Genomic DNA, 17,724 nt, shown 5'->3' with positions numbered 1-17,724 from the left:
TTACCTTGGGCAATTTCCTTCTTCAGTCGCAGATAAGTCAATTCCGGTATAGGAGGCAACAGTAGTATTTAATAAAGCTTGAACTGTTAAACTAGCATCACCGCATCCAAGTTCAAGCAAGGAAAACGGTGTTGGCAAGTAATCAGTTAGCAATTTATGCAAAACACCATAAATTTCTCGGTGTTCCATGTAATTATTAGCTAAGGCTTTTTGATATGTTTCCCAATTTTTCTTAAAGTAATCATCTGATTGAGTTTTGAGAGTGTTCATGGAAGCATCTCCATAACTGACGATATATTAGAAAATTATAGCAGTATAGGCGTTATCGCTAGTTCAATATTTAATTTCTCCCAATAATCTCAGTTTCAGGGAAGTTGTTTGACCCCACAGTAGTCAATGAAAAGTGGGGTTTTTACTTAATCTAAGACTCTGGTTTATTTTGTAACCATTGTTCTAAATCAGTGATAGAGGAGAAATCCAAGAGCGCTTCACCGAGTAATTCTAATTGGTCAATTGTTAATGTCCGAATTGTGTCAATGAATGATGATTTAATTTCACCAATTCGCCGATTTAGTTGCCGAATAATTAGTTGTTGTTCACCGCGTTCCATTGCTAATTCTTCTGTTGGACTAATAAAAGGCATTTGATTTTCCTCCTCTAAATGTTTGATTTTAGCTACTAATCCTCGTTGCAATTCTTTGGGTAATGTCATCATTTTATCAATTATCTTAAAAAGGGTAACAATTTTTTCTTTTGTTAAGCCTCGCTCGTAAAGTCCCTTAATTAATGTCCATTTCCATTGTTCCCGTTCTGATAAATTCCCCGTAGTGGCTTTGGTTTTCAAGTGCGCCATTACTATGATAGCAAAGGGATTATCACTTGATTCTAGTTCATTCCACCGTGATTCGTAGTCCAGGAGTTTGGCAATGGGGAACTTCAGACTTAATTCACAATCTAACATGGCTTGATGATAACTGTTAGGTCGCCAAGTGGAACTTGTATCACCTAAAATTGCCAAACCCACCACAAATTTATGATAAAGGTCAAAGGCTCGGTAATTATAAATGTACATTCGTTCTTCAAAGTCAACATCATATTGGCTTTGAATCTCAATATGAATTAAAATCCATACTTGTGTTTTATCCAATAACCAAACTTTGTACAGTTTATCTGCTATGCGTTTTTCACTTTTTGATGAAGCTGTAATTTGCTGTAGTTCTTTATCAAGTGATTCCGGTGGTTTTGTCCAATCAATTGCTTTATAAGCCACAGGAAAGAAGAAGGATAAGAAACTATCAAAATATTCGTTTAAGGCTTCTTTCCAAGATTCATCGTAATTAGCAGTGATTTCATTTTTGTTCATAAAATGCTATACTAGAAATTGTTATTACAAGCTCGGTTTCTCTAATTTAATTTGTTTGTGTCTATCTAATATTTTAACTTTAAATAGTTACTTTTTCATAAATACTCTATGTTTCAACTAAAGTAAAAACCTATTTTAAAATACCGAGAAGTTTTGATTGATTTAGATACTAAAACGGCAATGTTTACGAAAATTGATTCAGTTACCATTATTAATAATGTTACCTTGTTGGTATTCTACACAGAAGCCCATTGTTGGCAGTTTCGATTAATTACTGCTGGTGGTGAAGTGTTTGGTGAACGCAAGCTTTACTACACCCCAGAAAAAGCGGGGCGGGAATGGATTTTTCAGGATAGTTGATTCTGAAGGGATGGAAGGCAAGTAAGCGATACCTTTGATCAGCGTAGCTATCGCTCCCTAGAAATCGCTGTAGGCATTTATTTAATATCTATCTTTTGGTAGATGACACTGGATTTACTTAGTGCATATTTCGACTTTATACAAGTCAAAAATGAGGAAAAACAAAAAATCAGAAAAATTTCCTGAATTTAGCGGTTTTTGCTATTGCTTTTATTTTTAAATGTGCTTATTATGTCAAAAGATATATTACTCGTTACATCAGGCATGAACCAGATGTTAAAAAGACCATTACTGGTCAAACAACCCGAAATTGGGGGGCTAATTCGGGAGTTTCGCCTGTTGACTGGACTTACTCAAGAACAGTTTGGGGCTTATCTAGGTGTGACCTATGGCACTATTAACCGTTGGGAGAATGGGCGATCTAAGCCCTCACCTATGGCTATGGACAAGATTGAGCAGAAACTTGGGGAATGGGGGGAAAAGGGGACAGTTGGTACATGGCTAACGCCACGCTATCAGGAGTAGAAAACTTAAAATTTTTAAAAAACCAGAAATTGGGTTTTCTATTTGGGTATAAAGTGGAAAGAAACTTATTCATTTTAGTTGTGCGTGACTACATTGTGGAGAATCTTACTAATGCTTCTGCTGCTTAATCAACATGGATTAGTTTTTTTGTCAATGCGTAAGTCGTAGTTATACTAAAATTACTGTAGCCTCTAAGGAGTGTATTGTTAAAAATGTTAGTTTCTAGTAAAAATAATCTAAATTACATTGCTAACATAGTAGATTTACTTTGTTATAGACAAGAGAATCAAGCAAATGAAATTGCCTTTACCTTTCTCTCGAATGGAGAAACAGGACAAGTCGACCTTACCTATCAAGAGTTAGATATAAAAGCGCGATCCATTGCAATGATGCTGCAAAGCCAGGGAGCAATCGGTAAAAGATCACTTTTACTTTATCAACCAGGGCTAGAATTTATTACTGCTTTTTTTGGATGTTTATATGCAGGAGTAATAGCAGTTCCAGCATATCCTCCCAGACGTAACCATCATAACCATAGATTACAAGCAATTGTGGCTGATGCCCAAGCAACTATTATCCTGACAACGAAATCAGTTATCAGCAATATAGAAAAGACTTTAAAAGAAGAACTGCCTGGTACAAAATTAAATTATATAACTACTGATGATATTAATATTAGCCTGGCTAATGATTGGCAGTCGCCACAATTAAACAGAGATACTTTAGCATTTCTCCAGTACACTTCTGGGTCTACAGGAATGCCAAAAGGAGTGATGGTTTCTCATGGCAATTTATTGCATAATTTAGGCTTAATACATCAATCTTTTGAGCATGAACCCAAAAGTAAAGGTGTGATTTGGTTACCACCTTATCACGATATGGGATTAATAGGTGGAGTTCTACAGCCAATCTATGGAGGTTTTCCAGTCACACTTATGCCACCAGTGGCTTTTCTTCAGAAGCCTATACGTTGGTTGCAAGCAATTTCTGACTTTAAAGCAACCACCAGTGGCGGTCCAAATTTTGCTTATGAACTGTGTGTACAAAAGATTAAACCCGAACAAATAGCAGGACTTGACTTGAACAGTTGGAAAGTTGCGTTTACTGGTGCAGAACCCATTCGTGTTAAAACACTGGAACGTTTTGCTAAGACTTTTGCTGATTGTGGTTTCCGCATGGAGGCATTCTATCCTTGTTACGGCATGGCTGAAACAACTTTATTTGTCAGTGGTGGTCTAACGAGTGAAAGCCCTATTGTTCGCTTGGTTGATGGAAGGGAATTGTCACAAAACCGAGTTGCGGATGCTGTTGAGGACTCAGCAAATGCCCAAGCAATTACAAGTTGTGGCTGTAATTGGTTAGATCAAAAAATAGTAATTGCTCACCCCGAAACAAAGACTACCTGTGCAGACGGAGAAGTTGGAGAAATCTGGGTATCTGGAGAAAGTGTTGCTCTGGGGTATTGGAGAAAACCAGAACAAACTCAACAGACTTTTCATGCCTATTTGATGGATACAGGTGAAGGACCATTTCTTCGCACTGGTGACTTAGGATTTTTGCAAGATGGGGAATTGTACGTTACTGGACGCATTAAAGATGTAATTATTATTCGAGGACGTAACTACTATCCTCAAGATATTGAACTGACTGTAGAGAATTCTCATCCAGCTTTACACAGTAGTAGTTGTGCAGCTTTTTCAATAGAGGTTAAAGATCAAGAGCAACTAGTTATAGCAGTAGAGGTAGAACGGGCTTATCTGCGGAATTTGGATGTAGATGGAATCGCCAGCAGTATCCGTAAGGCGGTATCAGAACAACATGAACTGCAAGTTTATGCAGTAGCGTTCCTTAAACCTAGCAGTATACCTAAAACATCTAGTGGAAAGATTCAGCGTCACGCCTGTCGCAGTGGGTTTTTAGAAGATTCTTTAAATACTGTAGGTCTATGGAAATCTGAAGTAATAGAGTCTGTAAAATCGCAAACAAAAATGCAGCCAACAGAATCTAAACACATCCACCCTTCAACAACATCTATCAAAAACTCAAGTCGTAATTCAGTCAACATAAAAGATAAAAGCAAAGCTCGTGCAGACGAACTAGCTGTATCTGATACTAATGCTTTAACTACTCAGATATCTAATTATGTGACAAGCATAGGTGATATGGAACAAACTCTAGCAGGGGAAGATAATGAACTTGATGAATTACTGCGACGTAATATATCCAAAAATAAATCTGAAAGTGAGTCTAGGGTTAGTTTAGAATTTGCTGAAAATCAAGATTTACTAAAATTAGTAGAAGATAACCAAGCTCACTCTATAGAAGACAATGACAATTATAATACTGAGTATATACAAAGTTGGATTGAAAATTGGCTGGCTCAAAAATTAAAAATAAATGTTATGTCAATTATTCCTACTAATTCTTTTTCAGATTATGGCATGGACTCAGTAATGGCAGTGGAGGCAGCACAAGATTTATCAGAATGGCTACAACATTCTTTAGAACCAACAATCCTTTGGAATTACCCTACAATTGCATCTTTAGCTCAATACTTAGCTAAGGAAGTTAGGGTAAAAACAGCAGAGACTCCAAAAGCCACAGAATTGCAAATAAAATTAGAACAAAATACTTCATCACCATTATTTGATTCGTTAGAAAATGAAATTGAGAAATCAATTGCTCAGGAATTAGAAGTACTAGAAAACTTGTTGAGAGGCTAAAAAAAATGTATCAGGTTTCTAAACAAAATCCAGAAGAAATTTATTCATCAAACAGAATACTTCAAGCTTTAAAGCAAGCACGTACCCAAATAGAAGCAGCAGAACAAAAAAAGAGAGAACCAATCGCCATTATCGGTATAGGTTGTCGTTTTCCTGGAGGAGTAAACGATACCCAAACATTTTGGCATTTACTGCAAAATGGAGTAGATGCAATTGATAAAATTCCTCCACAAAGATGGAATGTGGAGCATTACTATCATCCAGATCCCAATACTCCAGGAAAAATGTACACCCGTTATGGAGGCTTCTTAGATGAAGTAGATAGTTTCGACTGCCAATTCTTTGGGATTTCCCCAAGAGAAGCAGTAAACATGGACCCACAGCAAAGACTGCTTTTAGAAGTAAGTTGGGAAGCCCTAGAAAATGCAGGAATTGCACCAGAACGATTACAAGGCTCTAAAACAGGGGTGTTTATGGGAATTGGTTTTGAGGACTATTCCCTGTTTCATCTCAATTCTGGAGATTCGACATGGATTAATGCTTACAACAGTTTAGGAAATACTAGAAGTATTGCATCTGGGCGTTTGTCTTATGTGTTAGGGCTACAAGGCCTAAATTTATTTTTGGATACCAGTTGTTCTTCTTCTAGTTTAGGAGTTCATCTTGCATGTCAAAGCCTACGTTCAGGAGAAAGCGATCTTGCATTAGCTGGTGGAGTTAGCCTAATATTGTCCCCCGAACCAACTATTGCTTTCTGTAAGTTGAAAGCCTTATCGACAGATGGTCGTTGCAAAACTTTTGATGCTGCTGCTGATGGTTATACCAGGGGAGAAGGTTGTGGAATTGTTGTTCTAAAACGCCTATCTGATGCTGTAGCCGATGGAGATCAGATATTGGCTTTAATTAAAGGCTCCGCAGTCAACCATGATGGTAAAAGTAATGGACTGACAGCCCCCAATGGTTCTGCTCAAGAATCTTTAATTCGCCAAGCTTTAGAAAATGCCAAAGTGGAGCCAAGTCAAATTCAATATGTAGAAGCCCACGGAACAGGAACCCCATTAGGAGATCCAATTGAGGTATTAGCTTTAAATAAGGTGTTAGCTCAAGGTCGCTCAGAGGATGAACCTCTTAAGATTGGTTCGGTTAAGACCAATTTTGGACATCTGGAGCCAGCAGCAGGGATAGCTAGTTTGATCAAAGTGGTTCTTTCTCTACAGCATCAGCAAATACCGCCTCATCTCCATTTTAAAAATCCCAATCCTTATATTCCGTGGGCAAAGCTCCCAATTGTAGTCCCTACAGAATTAACTCCTTGGGATTCAAAAACAGGCAAGCGTTTAGCTGGAGTTAGTTCCTTCGGGATGAGTGGAACAAATGTGCATTTAATTTTAGAGGAAGCACCCAAACAAGCCACGCAGGTTAAAAGTTGGGATTCCAATGAGCGTCCACTGCATATTTTGTCATTATCAGCAACAACAGAGCAAGGATTACAAGATTTAGCACAAAGTTATGAGAAGTTTATTGAAAGTAATTCTACAGCAGCAATTGCAGATATCTGCTTTACAGCTAATACAGGGCGCTCGCATTTTGATTACCGCCTTGCATTAGTAGCTAAATCAACTGAACAGTTACTAATGCAATTGCAAGCTTTTGCCGCGAAACAAAATACTTTAGGATTAGTGAAAGGTCAACTGACTAGCAAAAAACGCCCAAAAATCGCATTTTTGTTTACAGGGCAAGGTTCACAGTATGCTAATATCCCACATTCCGCACCCCAAACTGTTCCAGAGGGAAATTACGGAGATGAAAAATCAAAGTTAGCATAAAAACAGACATATACAGTGAAAAAAGGCATTTGAGAAACAGTAAATCACCAAAAATGGCATCAAAACCCATTCTCAATAAGGAGCAATAAGAATGAACACCACCTGGAGAGGTCAACATATAAATAAAAGAAGATATTCAAGGGAAAAATCATAAAATAGACTAATATTTACAGGATAAAAATGAAATTATAGACATAGTAAAATGGAGCTATAAATCAAAGAGATTAGCTCATCTTCACTCAGAAAAATTAAATTGATAGAGATAATAATTAGGTGACTAATTGATAGTAACGTAAACAATCATCTGGTAAAAGACGCAAGATAAAATCTCTGTCCTGATTCCAATTAGAAATATATTCTTCCTGATTGATTGTCACCAAATGAATACATTGAAAGCATTGAAAAATCCAGCGTAAAGTAGGGCGGTTAGTTGCTTTACCTAATTGATTTTTAATTGTTGATTTAGACTCTTTCAGAGCATTTCTAATTTGTCGTTGAGCCAAAGTATAAACCAATAGACATAAACCCATAATCATTCCCAAAGACTCTATTCTTTCAGGACTTTTGAGGAAAATACTGTCTGCAAAAAATAATGGGTCTTTAAGAAAACCAAACCCTCTTTCACATGACTGCTGGGCTTTATATTCACTGAGCATGGAATCATCGCTAAGTTCTTTTGAATCTAAAACATTCGTCGCAATAATAAAACGTCCCGCACTCAGCAATTCTGTATTAATTTTACTTTCATCCTGGGAGACTGTAGCTGATATTTGGTAACATATTTCTTGTGGAGAATCTTTTGTCTTAGATTTGATTTGAGTAACAATACTTACGTTAATTTGGTGATATTTGAATTGTTTTGATAATTTTGATAATGCTTTGATAGCATCTGCTTCACAAGCAAATTCTTCTTGTGATAATTTTTTCAAATCTTGCACAGCTTTTGATTCTGCTTTGATAATTTTTTGGGTGAGTTTACGCAGGTCTGATTCTCTTCTCTCTTGACTTTGTACCACTAGCCATCTTTGTTCTATTTCGGCATAATTTTCGGTTTTTGATGCTAATTTATATCCTGGTATTGTACTATCAATAAATTCTGATTCTGGTATTGTTGATATTAATGATTTTGCTGCTTTTATGGTTAATGGTACTCGACATAACCACTGTAAATCTGACATCATTTTTAGGTTTGATTCTGTATATAATGCTGAGTCAGCAACAATGAGACTATTAACTTCTAATTGTTTTTGATATTCTACTGCTATTTGACCAAAGCATGATGAATCTGTTTGGTTTCCTGATGCTAGTTTTAAAAATATTGGGATGTCTCCATCCCCTGAACATATCATTTCTATAATGAACTGTTTTAAGTCTGGTCTGTGGTCACGGGAATAACCGTAGGTAATTGTAATTTCTTTTGGTGATTTTACTGCTAATTCCTCTAATTCTTGGTTATCTCCTACTTTTTGATTCTCAAATATTACTTCTGGTAAGCTAGTGTTATACTGCCCATGCACGTGCATTGATGATGAGTCTAGGTGTGATGTTGATAGTGATACTCCAAATTTTTTGGCTGCTTTTACTGCGATGATAAAAAATATTGTATCCAATCCTTTTATAAATAGTTTATCCATGACTCTCCCCAGTTTATCGTCGTTGAGATATTCTGGTTTTACTCCTGCTCCTATTAGATGTTCACAGGCGATTGTTTCAAAATATTTGGGAAACATATATAACGGTTTGGATACAAATCCTAACCCGTTTATGATCATGGCTTTTACTACTTGACCTGCATTTACTTTTTCGTCTTTTTCGATTCCTATTAATTCATTTATTATTTCTACTATTCCTATTGAATCTATTATTCCTGCTACTATCCCTAGATGGTCTATGTTCTGAATTTCTATTTCTTGCGGTTTTAATTTCACAACAGTTGCCTCTAATATTTCTGTTGTCATCAATTATTTCTTATTTGGTTATCAATTCATTTTTTTCTTTTGTTACCAAGTTTCACTTTCTCACACCATGCCCTTTCTAATGCTACTTCTTCTCATTAAGTATCTTAATCTTTGAGTTGTCTTTAGTTATTATGTACTACTTGGCTGGCTTTTTTGATCTGTGAAAGTTTAGGGTGCGGAATGTGGGTAATATGGGTCGAGAACTCTACGAAACCCAGCCTACCTTTCGCAAAGCTCTTGAGCAATGCGATGCAATTTTAAGTCTTTATCTAAACAACTCCTTACTGAATATCTTGTATCCAGAACCAGGAGAAATTTCATTAATTGATGAAACGGCTTACACTCAACCCGCCATCTTTGCAATTGAATATGCCCTAGCTCAATTATGGAAATCTTGGGGCATTGAACCAGATGCCGTCATGGGTCACAGTATCGGCGAGTATGTTGCTGCTACTGTTGCAGGAGTCTTTAGCTTGGAAAATGCTTTGATGTTAATTGCCACCAGAGGACGATTAATGCAGGCTTTACCAAGCAACGGTAAAATGATGGCTGTCTTAGCATCCGAGAACCACGTCCAAAAAGTAATTGAGTCCTCTGGTGAAGCAGTCGCTATTGCTGCTATTAATGGTCCTCAAAGTATCGTAATTTCTGGTGATTCTCAAGCTATTGCTGCTGTTTGCAAAATCCTTCAAGCCCAAGGAGTGAAGACTAAACCATTGCAAGTATCTCATGCTTTCCACTCACCTTTAATGGAACCGATGTTAGGGGAGTTTGAAAGTATTGCGTCAGAAATCAAATATAACAAACCTTGTATTCCCATAATTTCTAATGTGACTGGAGAAGTGGCTAGTAATGATATCACCACTCCTCAATACTGGGTTCGTCATGCACGACAACCAGTTAAATTTGCCTCTGGTATGAATACGCTTTATCAACAAGGCTATAAAGTATTTGTGGAAATAGGGGCTAAACCTATTTTGCTAGGAATGGGTCGTCAATGTTTACCAGAAGATACTGGAATATGGTTGCCGAGTTTAAATCCTCGCAGCCAAGATTGGCAACAAATGTTGATTAGTTTGGGACAGTTATATGCCCAAGGAGTGCTGGTAAACTGGTTAGAACTTGACCGAGATTATCGCCGCCAAAAGTTGGCTTTACCCACTTATCCTTTCCAGCGTCAACGCTATTGGATTGGGGAAACTAAAAATGGCTGCCATACTAATGAGAACAATGGAAACGGAAAACAACTAAACGCGATCGCTAACTACATCCATCAAGTTGATACTCAGCAAATAGTACAAATTTTAGAAGATACGGGTAAGTTTTTACCAGAACAGATAGAGTTAGTGCCACAGTTGTTACAAACTTTAGTAGAAAAATATCAGCATCATACTAGTGGCAAGTCTGTGAATGACAAAACAGTAAATGTATTGCTGGAGAAACAACCCCATAATCTCAGTATTAGACAAAGGTTAGAAATTACTCCTCTTAAAGAGCGTTATACAGTGTTAATAGATTATATAGAAAAGCATTTAAGCAAAGTTCTTGGTTTTGACTCATTACATCATTTAAAGCCTACACAGGCTTTAAATGAACTAGGACTGGATTCCTTAACTGCTATGGAATTAAAAAATCGCTTTGTTAAGGAATTAGAAGTAGATGTAGCAATCGAAAGATTCATTGAGGGAATTACTATTGAGCAACTAGCAGATTTATTGCTCATACAATTTACTTTCACGACTATTAACGCATCAATCTCTGCAACTGATAGCTTTGCTGAAGATATAGAGGAAATTGTTTTATGAACCTAAATGAACTTTTATTTGAATTATCAGAACGTGGTATTAAGTTGTGGGCTGAAGGTGAAAAACTTCATCTTCGCGCTGCTAAAGAAGCACTAACACCAGAAATTCGTGAATCCATCAATGAACATAAAGCAGTTCTGCTCGCATCATTAAATCAACACAATCAAATCAAACTTGCTTCTTCAATTTCTATTCCCACTGTTCCAAGGGATAAAGAAATCCCTCTAACTTTTAATCAAGAAGGACTATGGTTTTTAGATCAACTAGCAGCTAAAAGTTCAACTTACAACATCTCAGCCGCTCGTAAAATTGTCGGAAATCTTAATTTAGTTGTTTTAGAAAAATGTATAGCTGAAATTGTAAAGCGTCACGAAATTCTCCGTACTAGCTTTAGAATGATAAATGGTTCTGCTATACAGGTAATTAACACCGACGTAACCGTACTTTTGTCAGTGATAGACTTGCAAGTATTACCTGAAAAAGAACAGTTATTAAAAGTGCAATACTTGGCCAATCAAGAAGCACAACAATCATTTGACCTGACAACTGCACCTTTAGTAAGGTTTAAATTACTAAAATTAGGTTCTGAGTCTTATATTTTATTACTAACAATACACCACATCATTTCAGATGTTTGGTCAATGGGAATTATTATTCAAGAGCTAGCCACTCTCTACAAAGCTTTTATAGCTGGGCAACCCTCTCCATTGCCAAAACTAGCACTGCAATATGCTGATTACGCTTACTGGCAACGTCAGTGGTTAACTAATGAATTATTAGAAGAACAATATAACTATTGGCAGAAACAGTTAGCAGGTGCGCCAAATTTGCTGATTTTGCCTACAGATAGACCCCGCCCTTCAGCACATACTTTTCACGGTTCTCTCCTATACTTTCAACTTGATAAAAAATTAACTCAGGAGTTAAAACAGCTAAGTCAACAAACAGCAGCTACATTGTACATGACCTTGTTGACTGCTTTTATGATTTTGCTCTCTTACTGTAGCGGTCAAAAAGATATTCTAGTTGGTTCACCAATTGCTAACCGTAATATCAGCGATCTAAATTTACTAATTGGTTTTTTTGTCAACACTTTGGTAATGCGTGGGAATTTATTGGACAATCCTACAATCCAAGAGATGCTGGAACGGGTCAAAAAGGTTGCTTTAGATGCTTTTGCTCACAAAGACCTACCATTTGGAAAGTTAGTTGAAAAACTCTGCCCTGAAAGAAACCAAAGTTATAATCCTCTGTTTCAGGTTTGTTTTGTTTTGCAAAACACCCCAATAGGTAAGTTAAATCTACCAGGCTTGAGTATATCTTCCTTGAATTTGGATAGGGATGCAGCAATGTTTGACTTAACTCTGTCTATGGAAGAAACAGAGTCAGGATTACAAGGATACTGGGAATACAACAGTGACTTGTTCGATGTTGGGACTATTGAACAAATGTTTCGTCACTTTGAGATACTTCTCAAACAAATAGTTGCTAATCCTCAACAAAAAATTCATGATATAACTGTTTTAAGTGAAGCAGAAGTATATCAGCAACTAATTAGTTGGAACTTGACACAAGCTTCTTATCCTGAAGATAAAACTATTCATCAATTATTTGAGGAACAAGCAAGCAAAACTCCAAATAATATAGCAGTAGTTTATGAAAATCAATATCTAACTTATCAGGAACTGGAAACTCGCGCTAACCAACTGGCACATTACCTTCAAAAACAAGGGGTAGAAACAGATACTTTGGTTGCTCTTTGCCTCAACAGGTCATTAGATACTGTTGTGGCGATATTAGGTGTTCTCAAAGCGGGTGGTGCTTACCTTCCAATAGATCCTAATTATCCTCAAGAGCGGCTTTCTTTCATGGTTGAAGATTCTCAAGTCACCCATGCGATCGCCACTCAAGCTTCAATTAAACGCTTACCAACGCAAATTACATCTTCGATATGCTTAGATACTGATAATGAAAGCATTGCTGCACAACCATCTCATCCCCCTATTAGCAAAGCTACCCCCAGCAATTTAGCTTACTGTATCTACACTTCCGGTTCTACTGGTAAACCAAAAGGAGCTTTGTTAGAACATCGAAATGTGGTTCGACTTTTGGTAAATGATGAGTTGCAATTTACTTTCGCTGACGGCGATGTTTGGACAATGTTCCATTATTATGGCTTTGACTTCTCCGTTTGGGAAATGTATGGTGCATTGCTGTATGGTGGTAAATTAATTGTTGTTCCTCAAGAACTAACTAGAGATCCTGCTGGTTTTTTAGAACTAATTATCCGTGAAAAAGTGACTGTTTTAAATCAAACACCAACTTTCTTTTATAACTTGATGCAAGAAATCCTCAAACAACCACAAGTAGATATTGCATTACGATACATCATCTTTGGTGGTGAAGCACTCCATCCTATTCAACTTAAAGCTTGGAAACAAGCCTATCCCAATATCAAACTGATTAACATGTACGGAATTACAGAAACTACAGTACATGTCACCTTTAAAGAAATTACTGAACGAGAAATAGAGGAAAACGTTTGTAACATTGGTATTCCTATCCCTACCACTACAACATATATTATGGATTCTCAGTTACGCTTGCTTCCTGTGGGTGTACCAGGAGAAATATGTGTTGGTGGAGATGGAGTTAGTCGCGGATATCTCAACAGAGATGAACTAACAGCAACAAGGTTTGTTCAAAACCCTTATAAACCCCAAGAACTCATTTATCGTTCGGGAGACTTAGCAAAACTCTTACCAAATGGCGAGATGATACATTTAGGTAGGATGGATCATCAAGTTAAAATACGTGGTTTTAGGGTGGAATTAGGTGAGATCCAAAATCACTTGCTCAAGCTTGCTAGTGTTAGTGAAGCCGCTGTTGTTGCCAAAAAACTACGTTCGACAGATGATTTAGAAATTTTAGCCTATATCGTACCTACAACTTCTGGCATTAGCGTTACAGAACTACGGAATCACCTAACAGAAGTATTACCATACTTTATGATGCCATCGGCGTTTGTGATCTTGGACAAAATGCCAATCACTTCTAATGGCAAAGTAGATCACAATGCTCTTCCTGTTCCAGATATGTCCACTTTTAACAAGGGTAAGAATTTTGTTCCACCCCGCGATTTTTTAGAAATGCAACTAGTACAAATTTGGGAGGAAATTTTACAGGTTCATCCTGTGGGTGTGCAAGATAATTTCTTTGAAATTGGCGGTCATTCTCTGCTAGCTGTACGGTTGATGGCTCATGTTCAAGATAAATTTGGTAAGAACCTACCTCTTTCCATACTTTTTCAAGGAGCAACTATTGAGGGATTAGCAAGTATTCTCCGTCAACAAGAAGAAACTCAACAGTGGTCTCCCTTAGTCAAAATACAAACTAAAGGTTCAAAGCCACCTTTTTTCTGCGTTCATCCAATTGGTGGTAACGTTTTATGTTACGCTAGCCTGGCACACTATCTAGGTAACGAACAACCTTTCTACGGATTGCAAGCACGAGGTCTTATAGGGAAACAAAAACCTCGTATGACCATCGAAGAGATGGCAGCAGATTATTTAGAAGCTATCCGTAGCGTCCAACCTGAGGGACCTTACTACCTGGGCGGTTGGTCTTTTGGTGGCATAGTAGCATTTGAGATGGCACAAAAATTGCACTCGTGGGGCGAACAAGTAGCCTTACTCGCTTTAATAGATACTCAAGCACCTATAGTTCAATTGCTGCAGTCAGAAATAGATGATGTAATGATTGCTGTGTTACTTGCAAAAGATTTAGGCGGGAACTTCGGTAAAACAATACCCATCTGTGAGGCAAAATTACAACAGCTAGAACCTGAAACACAAATTAATTACATCTTAGAAGAAGCAAAACAAGCCGCAATTATCTCCCCAGATACCAATTTGGAGCAAATTAAACAAATTTTGCAAGTTTATCAAGCAAACATTCAAGCCTTCTTCAAGTATGCTCCCAAAGTTTATCCAAATCGAATTGTTCTTCTACGAGCAAGCGAATCTATGTCTCCAACCCAAGATTTTTTGTTAAAAAGGTTTTCAGAGTTTAAACAAGATAAATTATTAGGATGGCAGCAGTTTTCTGCTATAGAGGTTCATAGCCTTACAGGCAACCATTACTCAATATTGAGCGAATCCCACATCCATAATTTAGCTGACAAACTTAGGTTCTATCTAAATTAGTTTTAGCTTATCAAATTCAAATATAATATTTACCCAATAAGATACAATTAAAATGGAGTACAAAAAAACAACTAACATTGATGCACCTGTGGAAAAAGTCTTTGGCTTTTGTGCATCACCTTACGGCTTTGAAAAACATTTTCCACATCAAGTTCGTTGGATTAATAAACATGAGGAATGGAATATAGGTTCAATTATTGAATTTAAATTTCGGTTTTTCTTTACCTGGATGTATTGGAAAACTGAGATAACAGCTTACGAAGAAAATGAGTTATTTGCTGATATTATGAAAGTAGGATTTCCATATAAATACTTTAATCATTATCATTTTTTTGAACCTGTTGGAAACCAAACTATTTATACAGATCAAATAGAGTTTAGTTTAGGATTTGGTAATTTAATAGATAAAACTGTTGGAAAAATGATCATAGTCTCAATATTTAATAAACGGCATAAAAATTTAAAAAAATGCTTATGCAAATATTAAAAATTGCAAAGTTTCATATTTTCAGGTTTTAAATCAAACAAAGCAAGTAAAAAGATTGAGATTGGAGGTAATTATGTTAAAAGAAGACTATGTATTAATCGCTAAAAAATTAGCTAAAAGTGGTTCTTTGAGGGTAAATAACTTTTACGGAACTCTTACAATATTAGCAGAAATAGCTTGTTTTGCAATTGGCTTGGCTCTTTTGTTAAAAACTTCTTACTTTTCCTTTTCATACTGGATTTTAGAAATGTTTTTAGGACTATCACTTTTTCGTTTTTTTGTAATTCTTCATGAATGTGGACATAAAGCTTTATTTTCTTATAAATTCATGAATACTATTGCAGGTACATTAATTAGTCCTTTATGCATTATTCCTTATATTTGCTGGAGAAATATACATTATCAACATCATAAGTGGGTTGGTGTAGTAGATAAAGATCCAACACAGGCTATTCTTCTTAAATTGAGAGAAAATTCCAAATTGACCCATAACTTATTTCGTATTATTTGGAAAACCTGGTTTCCAATTTCATTTTTTAAATTAATTTTTCAAGTTTTTTGGTTATATCCTTTGAACGAGTATAAGGAAAAGAGCTATACCAATGCTAAGGCTGGATTTGTCTCATTGATTGCAATTATACTTCCCCATATTCTTGTGATTGGCTATTTGGGAGTAGTTAAATATCTAATCATATTTACTCCAATGTTGTTGATTTATGCCGTTTGGTTTGAGAATATGAATTTTTCTCAGCATGTTGGACTTTTTCCATACTTATCTATCCATCATCCTAAACCAATTCCACTGCACAAACAAGATTCTATCAGCCGAACCAGTGAGATAAATCCTATTCTTGCAGTTTTGTTTTGTTACAACTTTAATTTACATATAGAACATCATTTATTTCCAGCGGCACCTTGGTATCAACTACCAAAAGTAAAGAATTGCTTAGAATCAGCGAATAATTTAGACATAGATTACAAAGGAGTAGGTTTCCCCGATTTTGTATTACAATTACGTCGTCAAGATCCAGTTGATATTTATTTAAAAACTCTTCCACCTCATGAAGAAAAATAATAAATTTAGTTAAAATTTTAGAAAATTTTATAGTAGTAAATTAAAATGCAAAAACTCCAAACGCAAGTCAGTATTTTATCTAAACTTCCCAAGTGGAAGTTTATTACCCTGATAGTTGTGGGATCAAGTATAGCAATTACGATTCCCATATACTATTTCTTAAATACTAAAACTGTTAAAGAAAAGCCTTTAGTTACATCTGCCGAACCAAAAGCTATTACAGCATTAGGAAGACTAGAGCCTGAGGGAGAAGTAATTAATATATCTGCTCCTAATACATTAGAAGGAGCTAGAGTTAAACAACTTTTAATCAAAGAAGGAGACTGGGTAAAAGCTGGACAAATTATTGCTATTTTAGATCGTCGCGATCGCTTAGATGCTCAATTCAAACAGTCTCAAAAAGAAGTTGCAGTTGCTCAGGCTCGTTTAGATCTAGTGAAATCTGGATCTGAGGAAGGAGAAATTACATCTCAAAAAGCAATTGTTGCTCGTTTAGAAATAGAGTTGTTTCAAGAAGGCAAAGTTCAAAAAGCTAAGATGGCTGGTTTAAGAACTAAATTGCTCAGAGAGCAAGATGTTCAACAAGCTAAACTTTTGAGCTTAAAAGCAGAATTAAATAATGCCGTAATAGAGTGCCAACGTTATGAAACATTGTTTCAACAAGGTGCAGTACCAGCATCGACTCTTGATACTAAATGTTTAGCCAGTAAAACATCAAACGAGCGTTTTAAAGAAGCGGAAGCGGCTAAAAATCAGGTTATAGAAACTTTACAGGAGCAAATCAACGAGACACAAGCAAGTAGAAGTAAAAGCCTAGAAAGCTTAGTGCAGCAAATTTTAGAAGCTAAAGCTACCTTAAAACGCATTCAAAAAGTGCGTCCAGAAGATGTTAAAGTCGCTCAAACTGAGGTTGAAAGCGCAATAGCAGCAGCAAAAAAAGCACAACAAGAACTTGATTTAGCCTACGTCCGGACTTTTAAAGAAGGTAAAATTCTAAAATTACATACTTATCCTGGTGAAGCAGTTGATTCTGATGGGGTTGTTGAATTAGGACAAACTAATCAGATGTATGCGGTGGCTGAAGTATACGAAACTAATATAGGCAAAGTTCGCATAGGACAAAAAGCAACTATCAGTAGCGAATACGGGGGTTTCACAGGAGAATTACAAGGAGCAGTAGAAAATGTTGGCTTAAAAATTGGTAAAAGAAATATTCTTGATACTGATCCTGCAGCTAATGTAGATGTCAGAGTCATGGAAGTTAAGATTAAAATTAACCCGGAAGATAGTCAAAAAGTTACAGATTTGACTAATTTACAGGTAAAAGTATCAATTCATATCTGAAGAAAATCTTGACAAAAATGAAGATTTATTCAAAGCTAAACCCCGTCACCCCG

Annotated in this window: 13 protein-coding genes; 9 read left to right on the top strand and 4 right to left on the bottom strand. The window is 36.3% G+C overall.

Translation table 11 applies throughout. The annotated features are described in order from the left end of the window. Positions 1-270 carry a class I SAM-dependent methyltransferase gene (locus AA650_RS25530; protein ID WP_053541442.1) on the bottom strand — a complete coding sequence of 90 codons (270 nt, stop codon included), beginning with the start codon at positions 268-270 and terminating at the stop codon, positions 1-3. 151 nt (positions 271-421) lie between these two features. Further along, positions 422-1,363, bottom strand: a complete 942-nt coding sequence (locus AA650_RS25525; RefSeq protein WP_053541441.1) for a DUF4351 domain-containing protein — start codon at positions 1,361-1,363, stop codon at positions 422-424. Between the two features lie 180 nt (positions 1,364-1,543). Here AA650_RS25525 and AA650_RS25520 point away from each other — a divergent pair, with 180 nt between their 5' ends. The 4 genes from AA650_RS25520 to AA650_RS25505 all read left to right on the top strand — a co-directional run bounded on the left by AA650_RS25520 (position 1,544) and on the right by AA650_RS25505 (position 6,797). Then, positions 1,544-1,723, top strand: coding sequence for a hypothetical protein (locus AA650_RS25520; RefSeq protein ID WP_053541440.1), 180 nt, complete (start codon positions 1,544-1,546; stop codon positions 1,721-1,723). A gap of 273 nt (positions 1,724-1,996) precedes the next feature. Further along, positions 1,997-2,248: a helix-turn-helix domain-containing protein gene (locus AA650_RS29545; RefSeq protein ID WP_053541491.1), complete on the top strand. Its 252-nt coding sequence runs from the start codon at positions 1,997-1,999 to the stop codon at positions 2,246-2,248. Positions 2,249-2,460: 212 nt separating this feature from the next. Continuing rightward, positions 2,461-4,971, top strand: a complete 2,511-nt coding sequence (locus AA650_RS25510) for an AMP-binding protein (RefSeq protein ID WP_081424404.1) — start codon at positions 2,461-2,463, stop codon at positions 4,969-4,971. Positions 4,972-4,976: 5 nt separating this feature from the next. Beyond that, positions 4,977-6,797, top strand: a complete 1,821-nt coding sequence (locus tag AA650_RS25505) for a type I polyketide synthase (protein WP_053541439.1) — start codon at positions 4,977-4,979, stop codon at positions 6,795-6,797. Here the strand turns inward: AA650_RS25505 and AA650_RS28970 are convergent. Both AA650_RS28970 and AA650_RS25500 read right to left on the bottom strand, forming a co-directional pair. After that, the gene (locus tag AA650_RS28970) at positions 6,724-6,915 is read right to left on the bottom strand and encodes a C4-dicarboxylate ABC transporter (RefSeq protein ID WP_081424403.1); all 192 of its coding nucleotides are present in this window, start codon (positions 6,913-6,915) and stop codon (positions 6,724-6,726) included. The genes AA650_RS25505 and AA650_RS28970 overlap by 74 nt on opposite strands. 151 nt (positions 6,916-7,066) lie before the next feature. Continuing rightward, a complete protein-coding gene (locus tag AA650_RS25500) occupies positions 7,067-8,755 on the bottom strand; it encodes an IS1634 family transposase (protein WP_081424154.1) in 1,689 nt (562 codons plus the stop codon). Between the two features lie 191 nt (positions 8,756-8,946). Here AA650_RS25500 and AA650_RS25495 point away from each other — a divergent pair, with 191 nt between their 5' ends. From AA650_RS25495 to AA650_RS25475, 5 genes are all read left to right on the top strand, one after another. After that, positions 8,947-10,560 carry an acyltransferase domain-containing protein gene (locus AA650_RS25495; protein WP_053541438.1) on the top strand — a complete coding sequence of 538 codons (1,614 nt, stop codon included), beginning with the start codon at positions 8,947-8,949 and terminating at the stop codon, positions 10,558-10,560. Beyond that, positions 10,557-14,765 (top strand): non-ribosomal peptide synthetase, encoded by a 4,209-nt coding sequence (locus AA650_RS25490; RefSeq protein ID WP_053541437.1) that lies wholly within the window; start codon positions 10,557-10,559, stop codon positions 14,763-14,765. Before AA650_RS25495 ends, AA650_RS25490 begins: the two co-directional genes overlap by 4 nt. A 52-nt stretch (positions 14,766-14,817) precedes the next feature. Then, positions 14,818-15,252, top strand: coding sequence for an SRPBCC family protein (locus AA650_RS25485; RefSeq protein WP_053541436.1), 435 nt, complete (start codon positions 14,818-14,820; stop codon positions 15,250-15,252). 73 nt (positions 15,253-15,325) lie between these two features. After that, entirely contained in the window at positions 15,326-16,327 is a 1,002-nt protein-coding gene (locus AA650_RS25480) for a fatty acid desaturase family protein (protein ID WP_053541435.1), read from the top strand. Between the two features lie 45 nt (positions 16,328-16,372). Then, positions 16,373-17,671 (top strand): ABC exporter membrane fusion protein, encoded by a 1,299-nt coding sequence (locus tag AA650_RS25475; protein ID WP_053541434.1) that lies wholly within the window; start codon positions 16,373-16,375, stop codon positions 17,669-17,671. Positions 17,672-17,724 lie beyond the last annotated feature (53 nt).

Origin of the sequence: Anabaena sp. WA102, from assembly GCF_001277295.1 — a bacterium.
GTDB classification, from domain to species: domain Bacteria; phylum Cyanobacteriota; class Cyanobacteriia; order Cyanobacteriales; family Nostocaceae; genus Dolichospermum; species Dolichospermum heterosporum.
The sequence above is the reverse complement of the archived record's forward strand: the minus strand, read 5'-3'. Positions and strand labels throughout refer to the sequence as shown.

Coding starts and splice junctions, on each gene's coding strand:
- AA650_RS25490 (WP_053541437.1), top strand. CDS start 10,557: ATGAACCTAAATGAACTTTTATTTGAATTATCAGAACGTGGTATTAAG.
- AA650_RS25510 (WP_081424404.1), top strand. CDS start 2,461: ATGTTAGTTTCTAGTAAAAATAATCTAAATTACATTGCTAACATAGTA.
- AA650_RS29545 (WP_053541491.1), top strand. CDS start 1,997: ATGTTAAAAAGACCATTACTGGTCAAACAACCCGAAATTGGGGGGCTA.
- AA650_RS25505 (WP_053541439.1), top strand. CDS start 4,977: ATGTATCAGGTTTCTAAACAAAATCCAGAAGAAATTTATTCATCAAAC.
- AA650_RS28970 (WP_081424403.1), bottom strand. CDS start 6,915: ATGTTGACCTCTCCAGGTGGTGTTCATTCTTATTGCTCCTTATTGAGA.
- AA650_RS25500 (WP_081424154.1), bottom strand. CDS start 8,755: ATGACAACAGAAATATTAGAGGCAACTGTTGTGAAATTAAAACCGCAA.
- AA650_RS25495 (WP_053541438.1), top strand. CDS start 8,947: ATGGGTCGAGAACTCTACGAAACCCAGCCTACCTTTCGCAAAGCTCTT.
- AA650_RS25530 (WP_053541442.1), bottom strand. CDS start 270: ATGAACACTCTCAAAACTCAATCAGATGATTACTTTAAGAAAAATTGG.
- AA650_RS25520 (WP_053541440.1), top strand. CDS start 1,544: ATGTTTACGAAAATTGATTCAGTTACCATTATTAATAATGTTACCTTG.
- AA650_RS25475 (WP_053541434.1), top strand. CDS start 16,373: ATGCAAAAACTCCAAACGCAAGTCAGTATTTTATCTAAACTTCCCAAG.
- AA650_RS25485 (WP_053541436.1), top strand. CDS start 14,818: ATGGAGTACAAAAAAACAACTAACATTGATGCACCTGTGGAAAAAGTC.
- AA650_RS25480 (WP_053541435.1), top strand. CDS start 15,326: ATGTTAAAAGAAGACTATGTATTAATCGCTAAAAAATTAGCTAAAAGT.
- AA650_RS25525 (WP_053541441.1), bottom strand. CDS start 1,363: ATGAACAAAAATGAAATCACTGCTAATTACGATGAATCTTGGAAAGAA.